Below are 17,712 nucleotides of genomic sequence, written 5' to 3' on the forward strand. Positions count from 1 at the left end.
CGATTCGCGTCACGTGTTATTCGGTTTCCAGATCGATATCGATGCCGAGGGAACGAATTTCCTTGATCAACACGTTGAAGGACTCGGGCATGCCCGGCTCCATACGGTGATCGCCATCCACGATGTTTTTGTACATCTTGGTACGGCCGTTCACATCGTCCGACTTCACTGTGAGCATTTCTTGCAGAGTGTAAGCGGCACCGTATGCTTCCAGTGCCCAGACCTCCATCTCCCCGAAACGCTGACCACCGAACTGTGCCTTACCACCCAGCGGCTGCTGGGTAACCAGGCTGTACGAACCGGTAGAACGAGCGTGCATCTTGTCGTCTACCAAGTGGTTCAGCTTCAGCATGTACATGTAGCCAACAGTAACCGGGCGCTCGAACTTGTTGCCGGTACGGCCGTCGGTCAGCTGCATCTGGCCGCTTTCTGGCAGGTCTGCCAGTTTCAGCATGGCCTTGATTTCGCTTTCCTTGGCGCCGTCGAACACTGGAGTGGCCATTGGAACGCCGCCACGCAGGTTCTTCGCCAGATCCAGGATTTCCTGATCGGAGAAGCTATCCAGATCTTCGTTGCGACCGCCGATCTCGTTGTAGATCTCGTGCAGGAACTTGCGAAGCTCGGCGACTTTGCGCTGCTCTTCGATCATCCGGTTGATCTTCTCGCCCAGACCTTTAGCCGCGAGGCCCAGGTGGGTTTCAAGGATCTGACCAACGTTCATACGCGAAGGTACGCCCAACGGGTTGAGGACGACGTCGACCGGGGTGCCATTGGCATCGTGCGGCATGTCTTCAACCGGCATGATCACGGAGACCACACCTTTGTTACCGTGACGACCGGCCATCTTGTCGCCCGGTTGGATGCGGCGACGGATTGCCAGGTAAACCTTGACGATTTTCAGCACGCCTGGAGCCAGGTCATCGCCCTGCTGCAGTTTGCGCTTCTTGTCTTCGAACTTGTCGTCCAGCAGACGTCGGCGATCAACGATGTAGGCCTGAGCCTTCTCGAGCTGCTCGTTCAGAGCATCTTCAGCCATGCGCAGTTTGAACCACTGACCATGCTCAAGACCGTCGAGAACTTCGTCGGTGATGTCCTGACCTTTCTTCAGACCGGCGCCGCCTTCGGCTTTATGGCCGACCAGAGCGGAACGCAGACGTTCGAAAGTGGCGCCTTCAACGATACGGAACTCTTCGTTCAGGTCCTTGCGGATCTCGTCGAGCTGAGTCTTCTCGATCGACAGTGCACGAGCATCACGCTCAACGCCGTCGCGGGTGAAGACCTGCACGTCGATGACAGTACCCTTGGTACCGGTAGGTACGCGCAGGGAGGTGTCTTTAACGTCGCTGGCTTTTTCACCGAAGATGGCACGCAGCAGCTTCTCTTCCGGAGTCAGTTGAGTCTCGCCTTTCGGAGTGACCTTACCGACCAGAATGTCGCCTGCGCCAACTTCAGCACCTACGTAAACGATACCGGCTTCGTCCAGTTTGTTCAGTGCAGCTTCACCCACGTTAGGGATGTCTGCAGTGATTTCCTCAGGCCCAAGCTTGGTGTCACGTGCCACACAGGTCAGTTCCTGAATGTGGATCGTGGTGAAGCGATCTTCCTGAACAACACGCTCGGACAGGCAGATGGAGTCTTCGAAGTTGAAGCCGTTCCATGCCATGAACGCGATGCGCATGTTCTGACCCAGAGCCAGCTCACCCATGTCGGTGGACGGACCGTCGGCCATGATGTCGCTGCGCTGGACCCGATCACCTTTACGCACCAGCGGACGCTGGTTGATGCAGGTGTTCTGGTTAGAGCGGGTGTATTTGGTCAGGTTGTAGATGTCGACACCAGCTTCGCCGGTTTCAACTTCGTCATCAGCAACACGAACCACGATACGGCTGGCGTCCACGGAATCGATAACGCCGCCACGACGAGCCACGACGCAAACGCCGGAGTCACGAGCTACGTTACGCTCCATGCCGGTACCGACCAGCGGCTTGTCAGCGCGCAGGGTTGGTACAGCTTGACGCTGCATGTTCGAACCCATCAACGCACGGTTGGCGTCGTCGTGCTCGAGGAACGGGATCAGCGACGCTGCAACCGAAACTACCTGCTTCGGCGATACGTCCATCAAGGTGACGTCTTCCGGCGCCTTGACGGTGAACTCGTTCAAGTGACGAACAGCTACCAGCTCGTCGATCAGGACTTTCTTGTCGTTCATCGTGGCCGAAGCCTGAGCGATCACATGATCAGCTTCTTCGATGGCGGACAGGAACACGATCTCGTCGGTGACCAGAGCGTCTTTCACCACACGGTACGGGCTCTCGAGGAAGCCGTACTGGTTGGTGCGCGCATAGGCGGCCAGGGAGTTGATCAGACCGATGTTCGGACCTTCCGGCGTTTCGATCGGGCATACACGACCGTAGTGAGTCGGGTGTACGTCACGAACTTCAAAGCCGGCACGCTCACGAGTCAAACCGCCAGGGCCGAGTGCAGAAACACGACGCTTGTGGGTGATCTCGGACAGCGGGTTGTTCTGGTCCATGAACTGGGACAGCTGGCTGGAACCGAAGAACTCTTTCACCGCCGCAGCCACTGGCTTGGCGTTAATCAGGTCTTGCGGCATCAGGCCTTCGCTTTCAGCCATCGACAGACGCTCTTTGACCGCACGCTCAACACGTACCAGGCCAACGCGGAACTGGTTCTCGGCCATTTCGCCTACGCAGCGAACACGACGGTTACCCAGGTGGTCGATGTCATCGACGATGCCTTTACCGTTACGGATGTCGACCAGAGTCTTCAGAACCGCAACGATGTCTTCTTTGCACAACACGCCCGAACCTTCGATTTCGGTACGACCGATACGACGGTTGAACTTCATCCGGCCGACCGCAGACAGGTCATAGCGCTCAGGGCTGAAGAACAGGTTGTTGAACAGAGTCTCGGCAGCGTCTTTGGTTGGCGGCTCGCCTGGACGCATCATGCGATAGATCTCGACCAGCGCTTCCAATTGGTTGCTGGTGGAGTCGATCTTCAGGGTGTCGGAGACGAACGGACCGCAGTCGATATCGTTGGTGTACAGAGTTTCGATGCGGACAACCTGAGCCTTGGCGATTTTCGCCAGGATCTCGGTGTTCAGCTCGGTGTTGCACTCCGCCAGGATTTCGCCGGTTGCCGGATGCACGATGACCTTGGCGGTAGTGCGACCCAGGACGTAGTCCAGAGGCACTTGCAGCTCTTTGATCCCGGCTTTTTCCAGCTGGTTGATGTGGCGAGCGGTGATACGACGACCTTGCTCGACAATAACCTTGCCTTTGTCATCCAGGATATCCAGGACAGCAATTTCACCACGCAGGCGCTGAGGCACCAGTTCCAGGCTGAGGTTTTCACCTTGCACGTGGAAGACGTTGGTGGTGTAGAACGCGTCGAGCACTTCTTCAGTGGTATAGCCGAGCGCGCGCAGCAGTACCGATGCAGGCAGCTTGCGACGACGGTCGATACGCACGAACACGCAGTCTTTCGGATCGAACTCGAAGTCCAACCACGAACCGCGGTAAGGAATGATGCGCGCGGAGTACAGCAGTTTGCCGGAGCTGTGCGTCTTGCCACGGTCGTGGTCGAAGAACACGCCCGGGGAACGGTGCAGCTGGGAAACGATTACACGCTCGGTACCGTTGATTACGAAGGTACCGTTCTCAGTCATCAGGGGGATTTCACCCATGTAGACTTCTTGCTCTTTGATGTCCTTGATCGCTTTGTTCGACGATTCTTTGTCGAAAATGATCAGGCGCACTTTTACCCGCAAAGGTACGGCGTAAGTTACACCGCGCAATACGCATTCTTTGACATCAAATGCCGGTTCGCCCAGGCGATAACCGACGTACTCCAGCGCAGCATTGCCGGAGTAGCTGATGATCGGGAAAACGGATTTGAAGGCCGCATGCAGGCCCACGTCGCGGAACTGATCTTTAGTCGCTCCCGCTTGCAAGAATTCACGATACGAATCCAGCTGGATGGCCAGGAGGTACGGCACATCCATGACGTCCGGCAACTTGCTAAAGTCCTTGCGGATACGTTTTTTCTCAGTATATGAGTAAGCCATCAGCGTTCCCCAGCTTGGTCACCTGCTTGTTTGGCCCCTCCCGACGGGAGCAGCCAGAAAATCGTGCAAACCCCATGGTTTGCGCCACCGCATCGGGTGGTTACAACTCGTTATCAGCACCGACCCAGTCGGCTGCCAATAACGGAAAAAGGCCGGTGGCAAGAGCCACCAGCCATCAGCCTTTCGCTTAACGCTCGGGCTGGAGGAGCAAAGTCGATGCTTACTTCAGCTCGACTTTAGCGCCTGCTTCTTCCAGTACTGCTTTGGCTTTGTCAGCTGCGTCTTTGGCAACAGCTTCCAGAACCATGGCAGGAGCGCCGTCAACTACAGCCTTGGCTTCTTTCAGGCCCAGACCGGTCAGTTCACGTACTGCCTTAATCACGTTAACTTTCTTCTCGCCAGCTTCGGTCAGCATGACGTTGAATTCAGTTTGCTCTTCAACAACAGCGGCAGCAGCAGCTGGACCAGCCGATGCAGCAGCAGCGGTAACACCGAATTTTTCTTCGAAAGCTTTGATCAGCTCAACAACTTCCATTACGGACATGTTGCCAACTGCTTCAAGGATATCGTTCTGAGAGATAGACATGAATCTAATTCCTGATATTGGGGACGGCCTACGCGACCATCGAAAAAAACAAAAAACGCGAGAAGCTGACGAGCCTTAGGCTGCAGCGGCTTCTTTCTGGTCGCGAATTGCCGCCAGAGTACGAGCCAATTTGCTGGTAGCGCCTTGAATCACGCTCATCAGCTGAGAAATTGCTTCGTCACGGGTCGGCAGAGTTGCCAGTACGTCGATTTGGTTAGCTGCGAGGAACTTGCCCTCGAACGCAGCTGCCTTGATCTCGAACTTGTCCTGACCCTTTGCGAACTCTTTGAAGATCCGGGCAGCAGCGCCTGGATGTTCTTTGGAGAAGGCAATCAGGGTAGGGCCAGTGAACGTGTCGTTGAGAACACTGAATTCAGTGTCAGCAACGGCGCGCTTGAGCAGGGTGTTACGTACAACACGTACGTAAACGCCAGCTTCACGAGCCTCTTTACGGAGTCCGGTCATTGCGCCTACTGTTACGCCACGGGCATCAGCCACGACAGCGGACAGAGCGACTTTGGCAGCCTCGTTGACTTCAGCGACGATGGCCTTCTTGTCTTCGAGTTTAATTGCCACGGGTTTAACTCCTGCTTGTTACCGTTTCATCTGGTCGAAACCGGATGTCGTTTTGGTGTCTGATTCGGTAAGGAACCGGGAGCACCATCTGCGTAGGCTTGTGGTTTAAGACTTGCGTCGCCTACGGTCTTGGATAGCCCCCGCCAGGCAGGGACCCCAATCTTTCAATTGGCGTAATCGCTTACGCCAACTTTTGTCTTACGCGTCGAGCGAGCTTTGGTCGATGACCAGACCTGGGCCCATAGTGGTGCTCAGGGTAACGCGCTTGACGTAAATGCCTTTCGAGGAAGCTGGCTTGATACGCTTCAGATCAGCGATCAGGGCTTCAACGTTTTCCTTCAGCTTGACGGCGTCGAAGCCGATCTTGCCAACGGAAGTGTGGATGATGCCGTTTTTGTCGGTGCGATAACGAACCTGACCAGCCTTGGCGTTTTTAACCGCGGTAGCTACGTCTGGAGTTACGGTGCCGACTTTAGGGTTAGGCATCAGGCCACGTGGACCGAGGATCTGACCCAACTGGCCTACAACGCGCATTGCATCCGGGGATGCGATAACTACGTCATAGTTCAGGTCGCCGCCTTTCATTTCGGCAGCCAGGTCGTCCATACCTACACGGTCAGCGCCGGCAGCCAGAGCGGCCTCAGCAGCTGGACCCTGGGTGAACACAGCAACGCGAACAGTCTTGCCAGTACCGTGCGGCAGCACAGTAGCGCTACGAACGACCTGGTCGGATTTACGCGGGTCAACACCCAGGTTCACAGCAACGTCGAACGACTCGCTGAACTTGACAGTCGACAGCTCAGCCAGCAGAGCAGCAGCGTCTACAAAGTTGTAGGACTTGCCTGCTTCGATTTTGCCGGCGATAGCCTTTTGACGCTTGGTCAACTTAGCCATTACACACCCTCCACGTTAAGGCCCATGCTACGAGCAGAACCGGCGATGGTACGCACGGCTGCTTCCATATCAGCTGCAGTCAGATCCGCGTTTTTAACTTTCGCGATTTCTTCCAGCTGAGCACGAGTCACAGTGCCAACCTTAACGGTGTTCGGACGAGCGGAACCGCTAGTCAGACCAGCCGCCTTCTTCAGCAGAACCGAAGCAGGGGTGGATTTGGTTTCGAAAGTGAAGCTACGGTCGCTGTAGACAGTGATGATCACTGGAGTCGGCAGACCTGGCTCAATACCCTGAGTACGGGCGTTGAAAGCCTTGCAGAATTCCATGATGTTCACGCCGTGCTGACCCAGAGCAGGACCAACAGGTGGGCTTGGGTTAGCCTGAGCGGCCTTCACTTGCAGCTTGATGTAAGCGGTAATCTTCTTGGCCATGAGGCACTCCAATTACGGGTTCGAACGCCTCGAAAGGCTCCCCGGTTACTTGCGCGTTTATCCCAGTGACGACAAAACCCCACAGCCTAGGGCTGCGGGGTTGGGACGCTTGCTCAGCTAGACTTTTTCGACCTGGCTGAACTCTAGCTCTACCGGAGTAGAGCGACCGAAAATGAGCACTGCCACTTGGATCCGGCTCTTTTCGTAGTTAACTTCTTCAACCGTGCCGGTAAAGTCGGCAAACGGCCCGTCATTGACACGCACCGACTCGCCAGGCTCGAACAACGTCTTCGGCTTCGGCTTATCGCTACCATCAGCGACACGACGCAGAATCGCTTCTGCCTCTTTGTCTGTGATTGGTGCTGGCTTATCAGCGGTACCGCCGATGAAACCCATCACCCGAGGAGTATCCTTGACCAAGTGCCAAGTACCCTCATTCATGTCCATCTGAACCAGCACATAACCTGGGAAGAACTTACGCTCGCTTTTGCGTTTCTGGCCATTACGCATTTCAACCACTTCTTCAGTGGGAACCAGAATTTCGCCAAAGCCATCTTCCATGCCAGCCAGCTTTACGCGCTCTACTAACGAGCGCATGACATGCTTCTCGTAACCGGAGTAAGCATGCACAACGTACCAACGCTTAGCCACGGGACACCCTTAGCCGACAATCAAGGAAACAAGCCAGCCGAGCAGGGAATCAAGACCCCACAACAGCAACGCCATAACCAACACAACAGCGACAACGATCAACGTGGTCTGCGTGGTTTCTTGGCGAGTTGGCCATACGACTTTACGAATCTCGGTGCGAGCTTCCTTAACCAGTACGAAGAAAGACTTGCCCTTGACTGTTTGCAGGCCTACGAAGGCAGCCACAGCAGCGATGACAAGCAATGCAAGTACGCGGTACAGGATCGGCGAAGCAGAGTAATACTGATTACCAACAACGCCAACAACCACCAAAGCGACTACTACTAGCCACTTGAGCAGATCGAAGCGAGAGCCTTGAGCTTCAGCTTTAGGAGTCATCTATGAAGATCCTGTGAAAAGAAAGCCAGACACACCAAGTGAATCTGGCAGGTCAGGAGGGAATCGAACCCCCAACCTACGGTTTTGGAGACCGTCGCTCTGCCAATTGAGCTACTGACCTAAAACAAAATCAGGCCGACCATTATGCCGACCCGAAAAAGACATTACAACACCTTACTCGACAGCCTCGACGCTAAGGCCAAAGCCACCTGCACAACCAGCCAACAAAAAAAACAACAAGGCCTGATCGCAACCCTTAAAACAAAGGCAGATATTTTCATATCTGCCTTGTCATATGGAGCTCTTGAGCGGATTTGAACCGCTGACCTCACCCTTACCAAGGGTGTGCTCTACCAACTGAGCTACAAGAGCGTAACACTTTGCAGGACCTGCAAACTTGGAGCGGGTAGCGGGAATCGAACCCGCATCATCAGCTTGGAAGGCTGAGGTTCTACCACTAAACTATACCCGCGAGGCTTGCAGCTCTCGCTAAAAATGGTGGAGGGGGAAGGATTCGAACCTTCGAAGTCGTAGACGTCAGATTTACAGTCTGATCCCTTTGGCCGCTCGGGAACCCCTCCTAAGCGAGCCGGCATTCTATATCATGCCAGCCTTCTGTCAAGCATTTTCTCATTAAAAACCTGAGGTTAGCTGCGTTGACATCGCTTCGCTGCGTTTGCCGTTAAAGGCGTTCACTGCGAAGCGGGCGCCATTCTATTCAAACTATTCAGCCGGTGCAACCCCCTCGCACGGCATTATTTTATGTTTTAACTCATTGAATTCTCTAGAAAGGTTTTGCAGCTGAACCTCACCCAGCCAACGCCGGCTTTCAGGGGCGATCCGAACCCAATAACCCGCGAATTCAAGATGATCCTTTGGCAGGAGCTGATACTTGATTTCCATGCCATTCAAGCGCCGTTCAACTGCCTGAACCGCTTCTTGACGAACAAAACCACCCAAGTACAAACAACTATTGTCCGGCAGAGCAGCCTTCCCCTTATCAAGGACCGGATCAGCCGCCTCGCTCAACAAGCGAATATCCTGCTGCCCTCCCCTATACAAACTGAGAGGAGTGACATCCTTCGCGCGCAGAGGAGCCTCTTGTTGGTGCCAGATGTAATAGAACACATTCAGAACAAGCAGCAGCAGAAACAACCAACGCATAAGAACCTCAGGACAAAGGACATGCCATAGCCAAACCCACAAATACCAGGTCCGGAACCACTCTAGCCTCTGGCACAATCTCAGAAACCAACCCGGCATCCCCACCGGTCAGAAACACGGAGAAATCCGCCCCCCAGTAGCTACGCGCAAGCTCCAGCTGGGTCAGAACAAAGCCTCTAAGCATCAACGAGCACCCCCGCTCAACCGCTTCGACGGTTGTGCGACCTGGAACGAGACTCTCCATGGCGCGCTCAGCTGCCAGATCCCCATAACGAATTTTACGGGTATGGGTGCGCAATTGATTTCGCATCAATGGCATTCCCGGACAAATAAACCCCCCGAGATGCTCTCCATCACCGGCGACGAAATCCGCAGTGACAGCAGTACCAAAATCAAGCACCAGGCATGCACCCGACGCTAATTGGAACCCCCCAAGCATCGCCAGCCAGCGGTCGAGCCCCAGGCGTTCGAACTCTTCATAGCCATTGCGAACCCCCGACATTTCACGAGCGGGCGCAGCGCAAACTACTGACACTCCAAAAGTGTCGGTCAGCAGAGCAATCAATGCACCGGTCTCTTCTGGCGTTCGGACACTGACCAATCGGCAAAACTTGAGGGCGAGCCCCTTGAGCGCGCTCAAGCTCTCCAGCAATGCAAGATTGGAGTCGACGACGCCCTCGCCAATCGTCTGGCGAGCATCAGCTTCAAGCACTCGCCACTTGATAAAACTGTTTCCGCAGTCGAGCTCAAGAATCATCACGCAACCTCAAGCTGAGCTCACCACCACTAAAGACTTTTTCCACACCGCCCACCTTCAAGCGCAGAGCACCCTGACTATCAATACCCAGTACCTCGCCATCTATATGGCTAACTCCGGCGATCAACGACACCGCCCGCCCCTGCCACAGATGATTCTGCTCCCACTCAGCCTGGATAGCGGAAAATCCGCCGACTTGATGTCGACTCAAATAAACCTGGAGCATCTGCCCCAACTGCGCGACCAATTGATTGCGATCGAATGTCCGCCCTGACTCAAGCCGCAAGGACGTCCACTGCTGATCAACCTCTTCGGTCATCTGCATGTTCACATTGATCCCGACACCCAGAACCACATGACACACATCAGCAGGATCGCCTACCAACTCAAGCAGTATCCCCGCGAGCTTTTTTTGACCAACCAGAACATCATTGGGCCACTTCAAGCCTGCATCTGATACGCCCAGCGCTCGCAAGGTTTGCAAGACAGCAAGCCCAACAACAAGACTCAAGCCTTCCAACTGGCGCATGCCACCTTCAATACGCAGCACCAGACTGTAATAGATATTTTCCGCGAAAGGACTCGCCCACTTACGCCCGCGGCGCCCACGGCCAGACGTCTGCCGCTCGGCAAGCACAAGAAATGGCGCTACCTGACCGCGTTCTATTGCACGCAGCGCCTCGGCGTTAGTGGAGTCAATTGAATCGAAAACCAGAATGGGCCAATTACAAGAAGGCGCCTGCTCTGCTATTGCGACAGAGTCGAGCAGTGTCAACGGTGAGGCCAATTGATAACCACGCCCCCGCACTTTGTGGATGGACAAGCCAAGCTCAGCCTCGAGAAGCTGAAGCTGCTTCCACACAGCACTCCGACTGACACCTAAAGCGGTGCCCAGGGCCTGGCCTGAATGGAATCGGCCATCCTTAAGAAGCTTTAACAACGTCAGCATGCAAGTCCCGCCTCACAATGAGGCCCGCATGATAGCCATGCCTTGAGCCGTTGCATAGAAACCGTACTGGGCAGATTTTCTTGCGGGCAAAACAAAACCCCAACTGCTTTCGCAATTGGGGTTTCGGAATTTAATCTTGACGATGACCTACTCTCACATGGGGAAACCCCACACTACCATCGGCGATGCATCGTTTCACTGCTGAGTTCGGGATGGGATCAGGTGGTTCCAATGCTCTATGGTCGTCAAGAAATTCTTGAGCTGACGCGTCTTACGACGTTCCAGCGAATTGGGTATGCGATAGTTTGTGTGTTTGTTTCTCGAACTTTCGGTTCATTGCGTCTTCACACACCGCAATCTGATGCTCTTTCGAGTAGTCAAATTGCTTGGGTGTTATATGGTCAAGCCTCACGGGCAATTAGTATTGGTTAGCTCAACGCCTCACAGCGCTTACACACCCAACCTATCAACGTCGTAGTCTTCGACGGCCCTTCAGGGGACTCAAGGTCCCAGTGAGATCTCATCTTGAGGCTAGTTTCCCGCTTAGATGCTTTCAGCGGTTATCTATTCCGAACATAGCTACCCGGCAATGCCACTGGCGTGACAACCGGAACACCAGAGGTTCGTCCACTCCGGTCCTCTCGTACTAGGAGCAGCCCCTCTCAAATCTCAAACGTCCACGGCAGATAGGGACCGAACTGTCTCACGACGTTCTAAACCCAGCTCGCGTACCACTTTAAATGGCGAACAGCCATACCCTTGGGACCGGCTTCAGCCCCAGGATGTGATGAGCCGACATCGAGGTGCCAAACACCGCCGTCGATATGAACTCTTGGGCGGTATCAGCCTGTTATCCCCGGAGTACCTTTTATCCGTTGAGCGATGGCCCTTCCATACAGAACCACCGGATCACTAAGACCTACTTTCGTACCTGCTCGACGTGTCTGTCTCGCAGTCAAGCGCGCTTTTGCCTTTATACTCTACGACCGATTTCCGACCGGTCTGAGCGCACCTTCGTACTCCTCCGTTACTCTTTAGGAGGAGACCGCCCCAGTCAAACTACCCACCATACACTGTCCTCGATCCGGATAACGGACCTGAGTTAGAACCTCAAAGTTGCCAGGGTGGTATTTCAAGGATGGCTCCACGCGAACTGGCGTCCACGCTTCAAAGCCTCCCACCTATCCTACACAAGCAAATTCAAAGTCCAGTGCAAAGCTATAGTAAAGGTTCACGGGGTCTTTCCGTCTAGCCGCGGATACACTGCATCTTCACAGCGATTTCAATTTCACTGAGTCTCGGGTGGAGACAGCGCCGCCATCGTTACGCCATTCGTGCAGGTCGGAACTTACCCGACAAGGAATTTCGCTACCTTAGGACCGTTATAGTTACGGCCGCCGTTTACCGGGGCTTCGATCAAGAGCTTCGCGTTAGCTAACCCCATCAATTAACCTTCCGGCACCGGGCAGGCGTCACACCCTATACGTCCACTTTCGTGTTTGCAGAGTGCTGTGTTTTTAATAAACAGTCGCAGCGGCCTGGTATCTTCGACCGGCATGAGCTTACGGAGCAAGTCCTTCACCCTCACCGGCGCACCTTCTCCCGAAGTTACGGTGCCATTTTGCCTAGTTCCTTCACCCGAGTTCTCTCAAGCGCCTTGGTATTCTCTACCCAACCACCTGTGTCGGTTTGGGGTACGGTTCCTGGTTACCTGAAGCTTAGAAGCTTTTCTTGGAAGCATGGCATCAACCACTTCGTGTTCTAAAAGAACACTCGTCATCAGCTCTCGGCCTTAGAATCCCGGATTTACCTAAGATTCCAGCCTACCACCTTAAACTTGGACAACCAACGCCAAGCTGGCCTAGCCTTCTCCGTCCCTCCATCGCAATAACCAGAAGTACAGGAATATTAACCTGTTTTCCATCGACTACGCTTTTCAGCCTCGCCTTAGGGACCGACTAACCCTGCGTCGATTAACGTTGCGCAGGAAACCTTGGTCTTTCGGCGTGGGTGTTTTTCACACCCATTGTCGTTACTCATGTCAGCATTCGCACTTCTGATACCTCCAGCAAGCTTCTCAACTCACCTTCACAGGCTTACAGAACGCTCCTCTACCGCATCATCCGAAGATGATACCCGTAGCTTCGGTGTATGGTTTGAGCCCCGTTACATCTTCCGCGCAGGCCGACTCGACTAGTGAGCTATTACGCTTTCTTTAAAGGGTGGCTGCTTCTAAGCCAACCTCCTAGCTGTCTAAGCCTTCCCACATCGTTTCCCACTTAACCATAACTTTGGGACCTTAGCTGACGGTCTGGGTTGTTTCCCTTTTCACGACGGACGTTAGCACCCGCCGTGTGTCTCCCATGCTCGGCACTTGTAGGTATTCGGAGTTTGCATCGGTTTGGTAAGTCGGGATGACCCCCTAGCCGAAACAGTGCTCTACCCCCTACAGTGATACATGAGGCGCTACCTAAATAGCTTTCGAGGAGAACCAGCTATCTCCGAGCTTGATTAGCCTTTCACTCCGATCCACAGGTCATCCGCTAACTTTTCAACGGTAGTCGGTTCGGTCCTCCAGTTAGTGTTACCCAACCTTCAACCTGCCCATGGATAGATCGCCCGGTTTCGGGTCTATTCCCAGCGACTAGACGCCCTATTAAGACTCGCTTTCGCTACGCCTCCCCTATTCGGTTAAGCTCGCCACTGAAAATAAGTCGCTGACCCATTATACAAAAGGTACGCAGTCACCCAACAAAGTGGGCTCCCACTGCTTGTACGCATACGGTTTCAGGATCTATTTCACTCCCCTCTCCGGGGTTCTTTTCGCCTTTCCCTCACGGTACTAGTTCACTATCGGTCAGTCAGTAGTATTTAGCCTTGGAGGATGGTCCCCCCATATTCAGACAAAGTTTCTCGTGCTCCGTCCTACTCGATTTCATGACTAAGAGATTTTCGCGTACAGGGCTATCACCCACTATGGCCGCACTTTCCAGAGCGTTCCGCTAATCTCAAAGCCACTTAAGGGCTAGTCCCCGTTCGCTCGCCACTACTAAGGGAATCTCGGTTGATTTCTTTTCCTCAGGGTACTTAGATGTTTCAGTTCCCCTGGTTCGCTTCTTAAGCCTATGTATTCAGCTTAAGATACCTAACTTATGTTAGGTGGGTTCCCCCATTCAGACATCTCCGGATCAAAGTCTGTTTGCCGACTCCCCGAAGCTTTTCGCAGGCTACCACGTCTTTCATCGCCTCTGACTGCCAAGGCATCCACCGTATGCGCTTCTTCACTTGACCATATAACCCCAAGCAATCTGGTTATACTGTGAAGACGACATTCGCCGAAAATTCGCGATTAAACTCACAAATTTTACCTTAGCCTGAATAAACACCAGTGAAAGTGCTATCCAGTCTATCTTTCTATCACATACCCAAATTTTTAAAGAACGATCTAGCCAAAGACTAGAAATCAACATTCACCACCATCACGATGGAATGCTCATTTCTAAGCTTTATACAATCAGAAGCAGTAGTGGTGGAGCCAAACGGGATCGAACCGTTGACCTCCTGCGTGCAAGGCAGGCGCTCTCCCAGCTGAGCTATGGCCCCGTATTGCTACAGGATCCCACACAAAAATTGGTGGGTCTGGGCAGATTCGAACTGCCGACCTCACCCTTATCAGGGGTGCGCTCTAACCAACTGAGCTACAGACCCAATTTCGGGCTGCTTCTTATCGTCTTCTTCAATGAATCAAGCAATTCGTGTGGGAACTTATGGAGCAGCTGATGTCGTCGATTAAGGAGGTGATCCAGCCGCAGGTTCCCCTACGGCTACCTTGTTACGACTTCACCCCAGTCATGAATCACACCGTGGTAACCGTCCTCCCGAAGGTTAGACTAGCTACTTCTGGTGCAACCCACTCCCATGGTGTGACGGGCGGTGTGTACAAGGCCCGGGAACGTATTCACCGCGACATTCTGATTCGCGATTACTAGCGATTCCGACTTCACGCAGTCGAGTTGCAGACTGCGATCCGGACTACGATCGGTTTTATGGGATTAGCTCCACCTCGCGGCTTGGCAACCCTCTGTACCGACCATTGTAGCACGTGTGTAGCCCAGGCCGTAAGGGCCATGATGACTTGACGTCATCCCCACCTTCCTCCGGTTTGTCACCGGCAGTCTCCTTAGAGTGCCCACCATTACGTGCTGGTAACTAAGGACAAGGGTTGCGCTCGTTACGGGACTTAACCCAACATCTCACGACACGAGCTGACGACAGCCATGCAGCACCTGTCTCAATGTTCCCGAAGGCACCAATCCATCTCTGGAAAGTTCATTGGATGTCAAGGCCTGGTAAGGTTCTTCGCGTTGCTTCGAATTAAACCACATGCTCCACCGCTTGTGCGGGCCCCCGTCAATTCATTTGAGTTTTAACCTTGCGGCCGTACTCCCCAGGCGGTCAACTTAATGCGTTAGCTGCGCCACTAAGAGCTCAAGGCTCCCAACGGCTAGTTGACATCGTTTACGGCGTGGACTACCAGGGTATCTAATCCTGTTTGCTCCCCACGCTTTCGCACCTCAGTGTCAGTATCAGTCCAGGTGGTCGCCTTCGCCACTGGTGTTCCTTCCTATATCTACGCATTTCACCGCTACACAGGAAATTCCACCACCCTCTACCATACTCTAGCTTGTCAGTTTTGAATGCAGTTCCCAGGTTGAGCCCGGGGATTTCACATCCAACTTAACAAACCACCTACGCGCGCTTTACGCCCAGTAATTCCGATTAACGCTTGCACCCTCTGTATTACCGCGGCTGCTGGCACAGAGTTAGCCGGTGCTTATTCTGTCGGTAACGTCAAAACAGCAAAGTATTAATTTACTGCCCTTCCTCCCAACTTAAAGTGCTTTACAATCCGAAGACCTTCTTCACACACGCGGCATGGCTGGATCAGGCTTTCGCCCATTGTCCAATATTCCCCACTGCTGCCTCCCGTAGGAGTCTGGACCGTGTCTCAGTTCCAGTGTGACTGATCATCCTCTCAGACCAGTTACGGATCGTCGCCTTGGTGAGCCATTACCTCACCAACTAGCTAATCCGACCTAGGCTCATCTGATAGCGCAAGGCCCGAAGGTCCCCTGCTTTCTCCCGTAGGACGTATGCGGTATTAGCGTCCGTTTCCGAGCGTTATCCCCCACTACCAGGCAGATTCCTAGGCATTACTCACCCGTCCGCCGCTCTCAAGAGAAGCAAGCTTCTCTCTACCGCTCGACTTGCATGTGTTAGGCCTGCCGCCAGCGTTCAATCTGAGCCATGATCAAACTCTTCAGTTCAAACATCTTTGGGTTTTTAAGAAACCCTAAACTTGGCTCAGCAATCGTTGGTTACATCTTTGATTTCTCGCGGAGTAACTTGTGATGCTGATAATCTTGTTGACTATCAGTCTGACTCCACAAGCACCCACACGAATTGCTTGATTCAGTTGTTAAAGAGCGGTTGGTTAAGATCTTTCGTCTCAACCGAGGCGCGCATTCTACAGCGTCCTCTGTATCTGTCAAGCGGTTATTTTCAGAAGTTTTCAAAGTTTCCTTTGCAACTTCAACCACTTGCGCTTCCGATCTCTCGTTAGCGGGAGGCGAATTCTACAGCGTTACTCGCTGCTGTCAACACCTCTTTTTCTCCGCTTTCGACCGAGAAGATCGAACCGTCAAAAGAGCCAAACAACACCGCCCTTTCAACTCCTTCTGGGCTTCGATGATCTGAAGCAACTCGCTGTCGAAAACCGCGTAACTCATTGTTTACCAAGGAGTTTTCCGTTTCGACTGCGCCGGAAGTGGGGCGAATTATAGACTTCCAGAATCTGCCGTCAACCCCTAATTCCAGCTTTATTCGGATTTGAGCGAAATACGCGCAAATGCCTTCTTGCCAGCCTGGCAAACATGGGTCGCGCCCAACACGTATATAAAGGTGCGATCCACAACCTCACCATCTATACGTACACCGCCGGAATTCAGCAGATCACGCGCTACCGCCGAGTTCTTCACCAGGCCTGCCTTATTAAGGACAGCAGCGATCGGCATATCTTCAGTAGCGGTCAATTCGATTTCCGGCAGATCGTCCGGCAGCTCGCCATCCTTCATACGATTGCCAGCTGCACGATGAGCATTGGCCGCAGCCTCTTCACCATGGAAGCGCGCAACGATCTCTTCGGCCAGCTTGATCTTGATGTCGCGCGGATTGGCACCCGCCTCGACATCGGCACGGAACGCATTGATCTCATCCATGGAACGGAAGCTGAGCAATTCGAAGTAACGCCACATCAGCGCATCCGGAATCGAAACCAGCTTGCTGTACATCACTCCCGGCGCTTCCTGAATACCGACGTAGTTGCCCAAGGATTTGGACATCTTCTTCACGCCATCCAGACCTTCAAGCAACGGCATGGTCAGGATGCACTGAGGATCCTGACCATAACCGCGCTGCAGCTCACGCCCCATCAACAGGTTGAACTTCTGATCGGTACCGCCCAGCTCGACATCCGCGCGCAAGGCGACCGAGTCGTAACCCTGAACCAGCGGATAGAGGAACTCATGGATGGCGATTGGCTGATTGGTCGTGTAGCGCTTGTCGAAATCGTCGCGCTCGAGCATACGAGCAACGGTGTACTGCGAAGTCAGGCGAATGAAGTCGGCCGGCCCCATCTGATCCATCCAGGTGGAGTTGAACGCCACCTCGGTTTTGGCCGGATCAAGAATCTTGAAAACCTGAGTCTTGTAGGTCTCGGCATTCTCGAGAACCTGCTCACGGGTTAGCGGCGGACGCGTAGCGCTCTTGCCGCTCGGATCACCGATCATCCCGGTGAAGTCACCTATAAGGAAGATCACCTGATGCCCCAGCTCCTGGAACTGGCGCAGCTTATTAATAAGCACCGTGTGACCCAGGTGCAAATCCGGCGCGGTCGGATCGAAGCCTGCCTTAATACGTAGCGGCTGGCCACGCTTGAGCTTTTCGATCAGCTCGGACTCGACCAACAGTTCTTCTGCACCACGTTTGATCAGCGCTAGCTGCTCTTCAACCGACTTCATAACAGACCCGCAAGGCTCGAATTCAAAGGGAACCAACCATACAAGATCACGCGTCAAATACAAAGTTTGGCCGGCGCAATGACGCCAATCCGCTGACAGAGTGACCACGGACTTGCTTCAGAGATGATTTGGTTATATTTTATACAGTTATTTCATC

The 17,712-nt window shown here is 53.6% G+C and carries 12 protein-coding genes, 6 tRNA genes and 3 rRNA genes; 1 reads left to right on the forward strand and 20 read right to left on the reverse strand.

All coding sequences use genetic code 11. The features are described from left to right. Positions 1-16: 16 nt before the first annotated feature. The 8 genes from rpoB to K5R88_RS17885 form a co-directional block, all read right to left on the reverse strand. Complete coding sequence (rpoB, locus tag K5R88_RS17850; protein ID WP_008030889.1) at positions 17-4,090, reverse strand: DNA-directed RNA polymerase subunit beta; 4,074 nt, start codon at positions 4,088-4,090, stop codon at positions 17-19. A gap of 220 nt (positions 4,091-4,310) precedes the next feature. Further along, positions 4,311-4,676 carry a 50S ribosomal protein L7/L12 gene (gene rplL / locus K5R88_RS17855; RefSeq protein WP_008030886.1) on the reverse strand — a complete coding sequence of 122 codons (366 nt, stop codon included), beginning with the start codon at positions 4,674-4,676 and terminating at the stop codon, positions 4,311-4,313. Between the two features lie 75 nt (positions 4,677-4,751). Beyond that, on the reverse strand, positions 4,752-5,252 hold the full coding sequence (gene rplJ / locus K5R88_RS17860; protein WP_110755008.1) for a 50S ribosomal protein L10: 501 nt from the start codon (positions 5,250-5,252) through the stop codon (positions 4,752-4,754). A gap of 198 nt (positions 5,253-5,450) precedes the next feature. Then, on the reverse strand, positions 5,451-6,146 hold the full coding sequence (gene rplA, locus K5R88_RS17865; protein ID WP_008041297.1) for a 50S ribosomal protein L1: 696 nt from the start codon (positions 6,144-6,146) through the stop codon (positions 5,451-5,453). After that, on the reverse strand, positions 6,146-6,577 hold the full coding sequence (rplK, locus tag K5R88_RS17870; RefSeq protein ID WP_008030880.1) for a 50S ribosomal protein L11: 432 nt from the start codon (positions 6,575-6,577) through the stop codon (positions 6,146-6,148). The genes rplA and rplK overlap by 1 nt, the downstream gene beginning before the upstream one ends. Positions 6,578-6,694: 117 nt before the next feature. After that, positions 6,695-7,228: a transcription termination/antitermination protein NusG gene (nusG, locus tag K5R88_RS17875; RefSeq protein WP_007896622.1), complete on the reverse strand. Its 534-nt coding sequence runs from the start codon at positions 7,226-7,228 to the stop codon at positions 6,695-6,697. A 9-nt stretch (positions 7,229-7,237) separates the two neighbouring features. Next, a complete protein-coding gene (secE, locus tag K5R88_RS17880; protein WP_007896620.1) occupies positions 7,238-7,606 on the reverse strand; it encodes a preprotein translocase subunit SecE in 369 nt (122 codons plus the stop codon). Between the two features lie 45 nt (positions 7,607-7,651). Then, positions 7,652-7,727 (reverse strand) — tRNA-Trp (locus tag K5R88_RS17885). A 23-nt stretch (positions 7,728-7,750) separates the two neighbouring features. Here K5R88_RS17885 and K5R88_RS17890 point away from each other — a divergent pair. Then, positions 7,751-7,924 (forward strand): hypothetical protein, encoded by a 174-nt coding sequence (locus tag K5R88_RS17890; RefSeq protein ID WP_226298134.1) that lies wholly within the window; start codon positions 7,751-7,753, stop codon positions 7,922-7,924. Here the strand turns inward: K5R88_RS17890 and K5R88_RS17895 are convergent. The 12 genes from K5R88_RS17895 to tyrS form a co-directional block, all read right to left on the reverse strand. Then, positions 7,903-7,978, reverse strand: a tRNA-Thr gene (locus tag K5R88_RS17895). The two genes, K5R88_RS17890 and K5R88_RS17895, sit on opposite strands and share 22 nt — an antisense overlap. 26 nt (positions 7,979-8,004) lie before the next feature. Further along, a tRNA-Gly gene (locus tag K5R88_RS17900) sits at positions 8,005-8,078 on the reverse strand. Positions 8,079-8,102: 24 nt separating this feature from the next. Beyond that, positions 8,103-8,187: transfer RNA gene (locus tag K5R88_RS17905), tRNA-Tyr, on the reverse strand. Between the two features lie 142 nt (positions 8,188-8,329). Next, positions 8,330-8,770, reverse strand: a complete 441-nt coding sequence (locus K5R88_RS17910; RefSeq protein WP_008041291.1) for a hypothetical protein — start codon at positions 8,768-8,770, stop codon at positions 8,330-8,332. Positions 8,771-8,777: 7 nt separating this feature from the next. Further along, on the reverse strand, positions 8,778-9,527 hold the full coding sequence (locus tag K5R88_RS17915) for a pantothenate kinase (RefSeq protein WP_226298135.1): 750 nt from the start codon (positions 9,525-9,527) through the stop codon (positions 8,778-8,780). Next, positions 9,517-10,476, reverse strand: coding sequence for a bifunctional biotin--[acetyl-CoA-carboxylase] ligase/biotin operon repressor BirA (gene birA, locus K5R88_RS17920; RefSeq protein WP_226298136.1), 960 nt, complete (start codon positions 10,474-10,476; stop codon positions 9,517-9,519). The genes K5R88_RS17915 and birA overlap by 11 nt, the downstream gene beginning before the upstream one ends. Before the next feature lie 134 nt (positions 10,477-10,610). Next, positions 10,611-10,726: ribosomal RNA gene (rrf, locus tag K5R88_RS17925) — 5S ribosomal RNA — on the reverse strand. 147 nt (positions 10,727-10,873) lie between these two features. Further along, a 23S ribosomal RNA gene (locus tag K5R88_RS17930) occupies positions 10,874-13,767 on the reverse strand. 236 nt (positions 13,768-14,003) lie between these two features. Then, positions 14,004-14,079, reverse strand: a tRNA-Ala gene (locus K5R88_RS17935). Between the two features lie 28 nt (positions 14,080-14,107). Further along, positions 14,108-14,184: transfer RNA gene (locus K5R88_RS17940), tRNA-Ile, on the reverse strand. Between the two features lie 82 nt (positions 14,185-14,266). Next, positions 14,267-15,803 (reverse strand): 16S ribosomal RNA (locus K5R88_RS17945). The 16S, 23S and 5S rRNA genes sit together here with 2 tRNA genes alongside, the layout of an rRNA operon. Positions 15,804-16,355: 552 nt before the next feature. Continuing rightward, positions 16,356-17,555, reverse strand: coding sequence for a tyrosine--tRNA ligase (tyrS, locus tag K5R88_RS17950; protein ID WP_008027125.1), 1,200 nt, complete (start codon positions 17,553-17,555; stop codon positions 16,356-16,358). Between the last annotated feature and the right edge of the window lie 157 nt (positions 17,556-17,712).

The organism is Pseudomonas sp. MM213, from assembly GCF_020423045.1.
Taxonomy (GTDB): Bacteria; Pseudomonadota; Gammaproteobacteria; order Pseudomonadales; family Pseudomonadaceae; genus Aquipseudomonas; species Aquipseudomonas migulae.

Excerpts from the sequence above, each read along its gene's own strand:
- K5R88_RS17915 (WP_226298135.1), bottom strand. The coding sequence starts at position 9,527 with ATGATTCTTGAGCTCGACTGCGGAAACAGTTTTATCAAGTGGCGAGTG.
- tyrS (WP_008027125.1), bottom strand. The coding sequence starts at position 17,555 with ATGAAGTCGGTTGAAGAGCAGCTAGCGCTGATCAAACGTGGTGCAGAA.
- rplK (WP_008030880.1), bottom strand. The coding sequence starts at position 6,577 with ATGGCCAAGAAGATTACCGCTTACATCAAGCTGCAAGTGAAGGCCGCT.
- rpoB (WP_008030889.1), bottom strand. The coding sequence starts at position 4,090 with ATGGCTTACTCATATACTGAGAAAAAACGTATCCGCAAGGACTTTAGC.
- K5R88_RS17890 (WP_226298134.1), top strand. The coding sequence starts at position 7,751 with ATGCCGACCCGAAAAAGACATTACAACACCTTACTCGACAGCCTCGAC.
- rplL (WP_008030886.1), bottom strand. The coding sequence starts at position 4,676 with ATGTCTATCTCTCAGAACGATATCCTTGAAGCAGTTGGCAACATGTCC.
- rplA (WP_008041297.1), bottom strand. The coding sequence starts at position 6,146 with ATGGCTAAGTTGACCAAGCGTCAAAAGGCTATCGCCGGCAAAATCGAA.
- secE (WP_007896620.1), bottom strand. The coding sequence starts at position 7,606 with ATGACTCCTAAAGCTGAAGCTCAAGGCTCTCGCTTCGATCTGCTCAAG.
- K5R88_RS17910 (WP_008041291.1), bottom strand. The coding sequence starts at position 8,770 with ATGCGTTGGTTGTTTCTGCTGCTGCTTGTTCTGAATGTGTTCTATTAC.
- birA (WP_226298136.1), bottom strand. The coding sequence starts at position 10,476 with ATGCTGACGTTGTTAAAGCTTCTTAAGGATGGCCGATTCCATTCAGGC.